The organism is Saonia sp. (assembly GCF_056326165.1).
Map to the genome: position 1 here is coordinate 130,853 of NZ_JBWFBN010000010.1, position 9,995 is coordinate 140,847.

Sequence of the window (9,995 nt, forward strand, 5' to 3'; positions counted from 1 at the left end):
GAATCAAACACCACAAGATACCACAAATTCCATTTCTCAAATAAAACCTAGGGTGAATAGAGAAAAACAACTGTTCAATGAATTTGTATTTATCTTTTCAATGCAAAAGGTCCTTGAAATGTTCTCCCATCTTCTAAAACAATTCTAAACCAATAATTAGATGATGGCAGAGCTTTGCCTAGATAAGTACCATCCCAACCTTTGGAATCTGGATTTATTTGTGCCAAGAGTTTACCATACCTGTCATAAACAGCAATAAGGCTTCCATTTTGAAATTGTCCATCTACACCTTTCAGCTGCCAAAAATCATTAGTACCATCATTATTTGGAGTAAAAAACTTTGGATATCCTACTACGGAAATTAATTTGTCTGATATACCACAACCGTTTTTATCTCGTACATAGATAGTAACAAAACCTGGCAATACATTTTCAAAGGAATTGGAATCTTGATAAATTTCTCCATCCAATGAATATTCATATATACCATCACCTGATACTAATACTTCAACTACATTATTGTCCGAAACATCTTCTACCACAACATCTTCTATAACAGCAATATTGGAAGGTTCAATTAAAAATGTCCTTTCTGAAGTACATAAAACAACTCCATCACTAGTATGGTATTCATAACCTACCTCTAAAATATAATTTCCAATGGAAGAAATTAAAATAGATGGATTTTCACCCATTTCTTGAATAGTTCCATTTTCATTTTTTAACCATCTATATGAATCATAACCAGATGGAGCAATTAATTCTATTGCTGGACCATCTCTACACCATGTAATTGAAGAATCAAAATCAAAAACTGGTTTAGGGTTTATTAATAAACTTACCAATACGACATCCTCACATTGCCCCTCATTTTCAATTCTAGCATAAAGTGTTGTAGATTCTGTTCTAATTACACCTGTCAAGGGATTAATTTCTATACTTGCATTATCCAGAGATGAATAAAATGAAACATCGCGAGTGGAGTTTATTATTGGTCTTATTTCTTCCAAATTGAAAAAACCATCCAAAATAAAATCATTTGAATCTTCATCACAGGTTTGAAAAACATATGGTGATACGATGCTTAAATATACTGATTGTACCTCTAGCTCCAAATCTCCATCATTTTTACACCCTGCATCATTGGTTGCGGAATAATATATGGTTTGGTTAAAGGAGGTGGTATTTATGAAATTCGTGTAATCTATAATTGGAACATTATTATCCCTGTCTAAACTGGATTCATAAAAATTGTAACTAAACTCTGGGTTTATATTTAATTCAAGAAGGTTAAAAGCTGTAAGTCCATCATTGGTATTTTCATCCAAATCACATTGAATTAATACTAATGTTTCATTAGGAGGCAATGGGTTAACATCAATCTTAGACTCTCCTAAAATAGCACATTCATCAGGGTCTGGTAATACAATTTCTAGACTATAGCGACCAGTATCATTTAATGAAGCATTTAGAACCTCAAAGGTATTTGTAGAGTTTGTAATGGGGACACCATCTTTTGTCCAGTTATATATTGCCCCAGGAATGAGTTCTGCTTCTAAAGTAAAAGATTCATTTATGCAGATATCTATTGAACTTGATTTTGTTCCATCAGGATTTTTAACTAAATCTACTTTATTAAAAAAAGATTGAATAAATGGAGGTAATCCTTGAGTGCCATTTTTTCCTTCCAAAAAAATAGCATTATGAACATAGTCTGCCGTAATTCCTTTCTCGTTTGGGTTGTTTATAACACCTAAATAAGGAGAACCCATAAAATAATCTGATGCTATGGTCCTGTATATTTTACCATTTTCACCTAGCTGTAAGGCGCCTCTATATAAATTTTGGTCATCTAAAACTACTTCTGTAGCAGAAATGTCCATTGCAGTTATATCATATTGAAGCAAAGAAGCTCTATGAAAAGAGGTTTCTCCTGGGGGGTAATTATTTGAGGCTAAAATATATACATATTGTTGATTTGGAGAAAATTCCACTCCATATGCAAACCGTTCATCTATAGAGATATTAATAGCTTGTTGATTGGAAAATATTCCTGTATCAGCATTAAAGTCATATAAAAAAAGTCCTGAATTGGAGTTGGCGCTAATTGCACGCGTACCATCAGCAGAAAACTTTATGTACCCTCTTGGATCAGCAATAAACAAGTCATCAAAAGTAGTTTTAACTGAATTGGTTTGTACGCCAAGAGTATTTACTTCAAAGGCATGATAGGTGTTAAAAATACCTTCTTCCCCATTTTCTGTTGCTAAAGTAACTACCCATATTGACTGATCAAAACAGTCTTTTATTACCGCTGTAATTTTTTCTGAACAATCTTTTAAGAGGTTTACGTTCTTTTCTATCACGGCCCCATTTCCTCCATTTAAAGTTAGATCCACTACGGAATAATTAAGCCCTCTGTCCAAATCATCTTGGGAAATAGCTGTGTCTACTGTAAAAATATATTGTATGTTAGGATCTTCTGGCTTGGGAACAATAATAGCTGCTTGCGTGCTGGATGGATCTCCATAAAGACCTGTGCCATTTTGCATAATATTATGGGTACGGTCATATACGGTTATACCATCTGTATATAAAAGAAGATTCCCATCTGTATCTGAAATAGAGGCACAGCCTTCAACAGTATTTAATCTGCCATCTGTAAGTGCTGTAACGCTCCCATCATTATTAAACCGTATGCCAGCACCATTTCCAAAATACCAATTGGTAGCTTCTCCTTGACCATAGATGGTAAGGAATCCATAAAACAAAAAAAGAAAAAGGAATCGTTTTTTTAACATTTCCTAGGTTTGTTGCATCTCACAAGATACTACAAATCCCTTTTCTTTAATAATGCATAAGATGAATAGATGAAAATTGCTGTCCAAACAAGTACTATTAAAATCTCGTACCAATGCACGGCATAGTCAAAATCAAATTCCTCACCAATTTGATTGGCAACGGATTTTACTGCTCCCAATCTTGAAAAAGGTTCTTTAATCAAGTTCCACATAGAATTAAGAGGAAAAAACCCCATTATTCTATCTGTAGTGTCCCCATCAAATAATTTCCAGCGAATCATACCGCGTACAAAACCTTCAAAAACTTGCCACAAGATTAAAAAACCTAGAGCAAATGCTGAACGTTTTACAAGAATGCCTAAAAATAGACAGAAGGAGAAAAAGCCTATTAATTTGACAAAGAAGGCAAATAAATACTCCAAGTCAGAAAAAATAATGGATATCTCATTATAATCAGAATATATCAACCCCAAAATCATAGAAACTACAAATACAAAAACGGTAGAAATGGTGGCAAACGAAATAACTGTTAAAAATTTGGAGAGAATAAATTCTTTTTTGGATAGACCATCTATTAGGTTTTGTTTAATGGTCTTGTTACTATATTCATTGGCCATCATAGACACAATAACAATGGCTAAGAATAATTTAAAAAAGGCAGTAATAAAAGTATTAAAGTGCCATATGTATGGAAAATTAAAGATTCCTTGTTCTGCAAGATGGAATTTAACGGGTCCAATATCAAATTTAATGGCCGCCACCAGAGCGATGGATGTAAGCAAAACAAAATAAGAAATAATCAAAACCTTACTTGCCCTGTTGTTCCAAAGCTTTATAAATTCTATTTGTAATAAACGTATCATAATTTTTTTTGGTTGATGAGGTTACCCTAGATTAAAATAGGATTAATTACTTTGGTTCTTGGTCAATGTCAAGAATTGTTCTTCCAAACTTTCCTTACGCTTTACCATATGGGAGAGTATAATTCCTTTTTTAAATAATTCTTGATTGAGTACTGCTGGGTTCATTTCTTCCTTTAAAAAAGCAGTAACAAGACCATTTTCAGTAGCTACTTTCCCAAAACTTTCATTTTTTTCTAAGTATACTTTTAACTCATCAATATTTTCGGTTTTCAACTCAAAAAAACCATGACTTGCTAACATGTCATCAACTCTTCCAGAATACAATTTTTCACCTTTTCTAAGAATAACTACATGACTGCAAACTTTTTCCACTTCATCTAGCAAATGTGACGCTAGTAAAATGGTAGTACCTTGACTGGCAATCTTCTTTATAATTTCCCTTATTTGATGAATTCCCTGTGGGTCTAGGCCATTGGTTGGTTCATCCAAAATTAATATCTCTGGGTCGTTCAAGAGCGCTGATGCAATGGCCAAACGCTGTTTCATACCTAAAGAATAGGTTTTAAACTTACTGTTCTTACGATCTAAAAGGCCAACTAGTTCTAATTTTTCTTCAATCTTCTCTTCATTTACCTCTTTTATCTTGCAAACCAATTTTAAATTCTGAATTGCGGTCATATAAGGATAAAAATTAGGTCTTTCTATAATGGCCCCTACTTTTTTAAGTGCGTCATGAGTATCAGTGTTACCATTGAACCAACTAAAATTTCCATTGGTTCTGTTCACAACATTAAGGACAATTCCCAATGTAGTGGATTTTCCACTTCCATTAGGTCCTAAAATACCATATACATTACCTTTTTCAATAGTAAAGGATAGGTCTTTTACAGCAGTTAGATAGCCATATTTCTTGGTGAGATTGTTTACGGTCAGTATCGTTTCCAAATTAGGATGTGTTTTTGGGTTGTTTATAGTAACTTGACGAGATAATTGTTATTTTGTTACAAGATAACCTTATTTAATATAGTTTGATATCATGCAAGACGAGAAATTAATGTCCAAAAAAAAGCCTGCCTATCCAGTTAATAAAAGGCTAGATGCATATTTGGACTACTATAATAGAAAAATAGAGATTCCCATTTTTTATGAGGATTTATTACGTTTTTCTGGCTCTGTTACTGTATATGATATTCACGGTGAGGATACCTTGTGGATACGGGTATATTATTCTGAATATGAAAGAAAAGAAATTGACTTAAGCCTAAAGCAAGTCTATTCCATTTTGCATTCTGATGGAGGCGATGCTATTTTTGAATATTTAAATGTTGATGCTGTGGATTATTGCACTTTTGGAAACTCTAAACCATTTAGAATTAAGGTGCGAAATATTTTAAATGATAATTTCACCTATTTCTATGTAAAAAAAACGGATGCTTCCAGAATTTATGGATTAGAGTTAGAGCACATGCTTTCTCCTTACAACCTTAACTTTTTGGTATATAAAGACACATTAATAGAAGAACACATTGCTGGAATTCCCGGGGATGAGTTTATTAAAGAAATGCTTCCCAAATGCTCCGAATCTGAAAAAGCCCAACTGGCCAAAGAGTTTGTAAAATTTAACGAACGATGTATGATTAGATTATTGGGTGATATGCGATCATATAATTATGTCATTGTGCCCACACATGATTTTGATCATGTGGTTTATAAGATTAGGGCTATAGATTTTGATCAACAATGTTTTGAAGGAAAACTAAAAGTATATCGCCCCCAGTTTTTTAAAGAAAATTACCAAATGGTAGAGCTAGTGCGAAGCAAATTGCAACGGAAGTCGGTTGACCAGTATAAAATAGAAGAACGCTCTATAATTGCCAAAAGAGTAAAAAGTTCTGGAAATAGAATCAAGAAATTGATTGGAATATGTAAAACCGATCATATTTCACTACAATCACATATTGATTTGTTAAAAGACCAAATTTATGAACTTACCTTAGATATCAATTTTAAAAAGTGTACCACTATGGGACAGGTATTGGACTTGGCTTTAGATTTTGTAAAAAGAAATTATGAGGATGTTAGTATGAAACAGATTATTGAAAAAAAATTCTAACAATCTAGCTTTTCTGCTCCTTATTAAAATACACTAAGTAGTAGTACATTTGGCGTTCTTCATCCCAACCCTTTTCTACAAATTTCTCAGCAGAATCTGGATTTATAAAATCTAATTTAATTTGAATATTGGTATCTAGATTAATGACATTTTTAATTTTTCTCCGTGCATCGGAAACCGCTTTGTTGGCAATATCAAAATTAGACACATCCTCAATACTATATTTTGGACCTTTTTCAACTTTGTAATGCTTAAACTCAGGAATTAACTCTGGATTTTCCATTACCTCGTTTAAAAAAGAACTCTCTTCAAAAGCATCATTCTTAGCAAAATGATTGACGGCCCGGTTCATGAACAGGACTTCTTGTTGTTTATCCTCGGCAGGCAAGACTACATCTTTCGCAAAATTTTGACAGAATTTCAGATAATTTTTTGTTTTAAAGTTATCATCAGAAAGAGCTTCTACTCCTAGAAAATTTTCCAACCAATACTTCGCATCGTATCTATTACTGTCAACAGACAATACTTTGTACCCCTCTTCTCTATTGGTGTTAAAAATAAGACACCCTTTATCCAACTTATTGATATTAATCCCCTGTTGTACTAAAATATCCAAATTACCACTTTTCTCTTCAAACTGAAGAAAATCATGCTTTAACTCACTTTTAAAGACACCTACGGCATCTACTTTTTCATTATCTAATAACAAACCAGATAAATAAGCTACATAAACTTCACCACTTTTTATATGTGGGTGATTTGACTGTTCAAATAAATGAGTTGCTATGTTTTTTGAATTGGTGTGGGCAGTATCCGGGTCCGCAAAAATTTCGGAAACAATTTTAAAAAGAGGATTAAAATCTAGATCAACTTCATGAGACAAATGAAAGTAGTTTTCTTCTTTTTCCCTAAAAGGTCTAAAGAAATATTCTTTTAACAAACCCGTTGTTTCATCATTCAATGAATAAGGTTCGGCAGATAAAAAAACCGATTCACTTTTGTTTTTATTTCCAACTCTATGGAGAGATACACTTTCAATTTGGGTAGGGTATAGGTTGAGCATTGTTTAATTAGTAAGTTAGTGCAATGGTTAAAAAAGTAAAGTTGTTTTAATTCCAGTTTTCATCAAAGTCCAAATCGTCATAACTGTCCATGGTATCATCAAAATCAAATGTTGGGTCAGATTCAAATTTTTTTTCAGGTGGTGAGTCTGGAAGTTCCCCAAAACTAAACAAGGTATTGGGATATGCCTTTCCGTCCTCTTTTTCCACAATATCGGCCAACTCAACATAGAAGGTCCACATGTTTAAAAAATCATATACATATATCAATTTTGGTGTCTGTTCACATAACACATCTTCTAAAAAAGTTGCGTTCATAAGGCGAACATCAGAACCATTTTCACTAACATCAAAAAGAGCAATTTCTTCATCTTGGTTCCAGTCATCGTCACAGGTGTAAAAGGAAGCCATTTCATCACCTACAAAACCAAAAGATTGTGTAATTGCATTATGAAAATCTTCTAAATTAACAGTTTCCTGGATTTCTATATCCCTAAAGATATCTTCCTCGGCATCTAGAATTACCCTAATCTTATAAATCATGCCCTTAATTTTTAAGTGAGGACAAAGTTACAAAGTTTCTTGGGTTTTACCCGATTTTGATGCTTCCAAAACTAAATAGAATTGTGTTCCAAAGAGCAGCGCTGCAAAAACAAGATGAATGGACTGGGTGCCAAAAGGAAAGTCCATATAATACATCAGCATTCCTGTAATTATTTCAACAAGAATCAAAATTAAAACCCAACTGATTTTTGGGTAATCCAACCCCTTTTTTTTGATATTGAAAGCAATAAATAAATTAAGAAGCACAACTAGTATTGAAAAGGTCCTATGAATATAAAATTGCACTAAGGGTTTTTGCAGCCATAGATTTTTTGAAAGTTCTCCTACAATCCCAACTTGTTCATCAACAAATTGTCGCACCTGGGTTCCCAATACAATCTGCACCAAGGTGATTATCAATGATAAAATAAATAATAACCTTATTTTTTTATGAAATTCTGCCCTTCTGTTGTTACTTTTAGTTATGAATATTAAGTACAATAACATTGCAACAATTACAAGGGCCATAACCATATGGAGAGTTATTTTTACGGGTTCTAAAACTGAGTACACCACGGTAGCACCCAACCAACCTTGGAAACCCATGGCAAATACTACCAGCCAAGATAGAATGGTGACTGTTTTATTTTTTTTCCAGTAAGTAAGGGAAACTATGGCTAGTACAAAAGTTGCCAATCCTGCCAAAGCACCCATAAGCCGATTAACATATTCTATCCAAGTATGCCATACATTAAATTTAGCATAGTCATGTTTTGTATAAGGCTTCCAATTGCTATTATTGAATTTTGATGAGGTTTTAAAATCATTTTTGGCTACTTGCAGGGTTTCATCAATTATTATTACTTGTCCTTGTTTATACTCAATCTCGGCATGCCATTCTAGTTGAGAAATATCAGTTGGTGGAATATAAGTGCCAAAACATTTGGGCCAATCTGGACAACCCATGCCACTACCTGTCATTCTTACTACGGCGCCAGCAACAATTACCAGATATACCATGATTAGCGATATTTTGGCGATTTTTCTATAATGTTTTTGCATAGTAATTTAAGACTTTACTTTGTAATTTCTAATCCAATTTCTTTTCCTTTTTTTATCATAAATTCATGGGCAGCTTTATATTCATTTGGAATTTCACCTTCCAGAATAGCCTCTTTAATGGCCTCTTTTATTAATCCTATTTCTTTTGAGGGTTGAAGGTTAAAGGTTTTCATAATTTCTTCACCAGAGATTGGTGGTTGAAAATTTCTTATATGATCACGCTCTTCAACTTCAACAATTTTTTGACGCACAATTTTAAAATTGTTCTTGTATTTTTTTTGCTTCTTTGGGTTTTTGGTGGTAATGTCAGCTTCACAAAGGGTCATTAAGTCGTCCACATAGTCCCCAGCATCAAAAACAAGTCTACGCACTGCAGAATCCGTTACATGTTCTTGGGAAAGTACCACAGGTCTGGAGCTCATAAGTACCATTTTCTGAACATATTTCATATGTTCATTCAAAGGCATTCTTAATCTCTTAAACAGTTTATATACCATTTTAGACCCTATAAATTCATGGGCATGGAAAGTCCACCCTATTTTCTTATCAAACCTTTTTGTAGGGGCTTTGCCAATATCATGTAAGAGTGCAGCCCATCGTAGCCAGAGATTGTCTGTATTTTTGGAAATATTGTCCAACACTTCAAGTGTATGCCAAAAGTTGTCTTTATGTTTCTGTCCTTCAATTTCTTCAATGCCTTCCAAGGCAATTAGTTCTGGTAAAATATGATAAAGAAGTCCTGTTTTGTGCATCAGTCTAAAACCTACAGAGGGTTGCTGACTTTCAATAATCTTATTCAGCTCATCTATAATACGTTCTTCGGATACTATTTTTATACGCTCTCTGTTGTCTAAAATTGCTTGTAAAGAATCACTTTGAATTTCAAAATTTAATTGTGTAGCAAACCGGATGGCTCGCATCATTCTCAATGGGTCATCGGAATAGGTAATTCCTGGTTCCAAAGGAGTCTGAATTAATTTTTTACCCAAATCATCAATTCCCTTAAAAGGGTCTAACAAACTACCAAAGTTGTCTTCATTTAAAGAAAGTGCCAAGGCATTTATGGTAAAATCCCTTCTCTTTTGGTCATCTTCCAAAGAGCCATTTTCTACAATGGGTTTTCTACTATTTCTATTATAGCTTTCTTTTCTTGCTCCCACAAACTCCAACTCCATACCATTATGCCTAAGCATAGCCGTTCCAAAATTTTTGAAAACAGATACCTTTGGATTATTGGGTAAATTTTCTGCTACTTTTTTGGCCAATGCAATACCACTACCAATTGCAACAATATCTATATCTTTTGGAATTCCTCTTTCAAGAAAAAAATCACGAACAAAACCACCAATAACATAGCTGTCTATGGAAAGCTCCTTAGCGGCTTTAGTGATGATTTTGAAAATAGGGTTTGTTAGAGCTTTTTTGTAATTATCGGGCATCTTTTATTTGCGAATCACCTTTACTACACCATTATTGGAAAGTTTAATAATTGATGATGGTGTCGCCATTTTTTTTTCTTGATACAAATTTACTACATAGTCCACACCTTTTA

8 protein-coding genes and 1 pseudogene are annotated in these 9,995 nt (G+C 33.4%); 1 reads left to right on the forward strand and 8 read right to left on the reverse strand.

The window, feature by feature from the left end; genetic code table 11:
* Positions 1-89 precede the first annotated feature (89 nt).
* Genes AC000W_RS10635 through AC000W_RS10645 form a run of 3 tightly spaced genes read right to left on the reverse strand, consistent with a single transcriptional unit; the run spans position 90 to position 4,609 of the window.
* Positions 90-2,801, reverse strand: a complete 2,712-nt coding sequence (locus tag AC000W_RS10635; protein WP_474748165.1) for a T9SS type B sorting domain-containing protein — start codon at positions 2,799-2,801, stop codon at positions 90-92.
* A gap of 29 nt (positions 2,802-2,830) precedes the next feature.
* The gene (locus AC000W_RS10640) at positions 2,831-3,664 is read right to left on the reverse strand and encodes an ABC transporter permease (protein ID WP_474748167.1); all 834 of its coding nucleotides are present in this window, start codon (positions 3,662-3,664) and stop codon (positions 2,831-2,833) included.
* Positions 3,665-3,706: 42 nt separating this feature from the next.
* On the reverse strand, positions 3,707-4,609 hold the full coding sequence (locus AC000W_RS10645; RefSeq protein WP_474748169.1) for an ABC transporter ATP-binding protein: 903 nt from the start codon (positions 4,607-4,609) through the stop codon (positions 3,707-3,709).
* A 91-nt stretch (positions 4,610-4,700) separates the two neighbouring features.
* Here AC000W_RS10645 and AC000W_RS10650 point away from each other — a divergent pair, with 91 nt between their 5' ends.
* On the forward strand, positions 4,701-5,777 hold the full coding sequence (locus AC000W_RS10650) for a hypothetical protein (protein WP_474748170.1): 1,077 nt from the start codon (positions 4,701-4,703) through the stop codon (positions 5,775-5,777).
* A 4-nt stretch (positions 5,778-5,781) separates the two neighbouring features.
* On the opposite strand, the gene AC000W_RS10655 is transcribed toward AC000W_RS10650, so the two are convergent.
* The 5 genes and pseudogenes from AC000W_RS10655 to AC000W_RS10675 all read right to left on the reverse strand — a co-directional run.
* Positions 5,782-6,840, reverse strand: a complete 1,059-nt coding sequence (locus AC000W_RS10655; RefSeq protein ID WP_474748172.1) for a nucleoid-associated protein — start codon at positions 6,838-6,840, stop codon at positions 5,782-5,784.
* Between the two features lie 46 nt (positions 6,841-6,886).
* Positions 6,887-7,381: an IS1096 element passenger TnpR family protein gene (locus AC000W_RS10660; protein ID WP_474748173.1), complete on the reverse strand. Its 495-nt coding sequence runs from the start codon at positions 7,379-7,381 to the stop codon at positions 6,887-6,889.
* Between the two features lie 27 nt (positions 7,382-7,408).
* On the reverse strand, positions 7,409-8,443 hold the full coding sequence (locus tag AC000W_RS10665) for a COX15/CtaA family protein (protein ID WP_474748175.1): 1,035 nt from the start codon (positions 8,441-8,443) through the stop codon (positions 7,409-7,411).
* Positions 8,444-8,457: 14 nt separating this feature from the next.
* The gene (locus AC000W_RS10670; RefSeq protein WP_474748176.1) at positions 8,458-9,882 is read right to left on the reverse strand and encodes a CCA tRNA nucleotidyltransferase; all 1,425 of its coding nucleotides are present in this window, start codon (positions 9,880-9,882) and stop codon (positions 8,458-8,460) included.
* Between the two features lie 3 nt (positions 9,883-9,885).
* Positions 9,886-9,995 (reverse strand): annotated as a pseudogene (locus tag AC000W_RS10675) (L-threonylcarbamoyladenylate synthase); the annotation flags it as partial.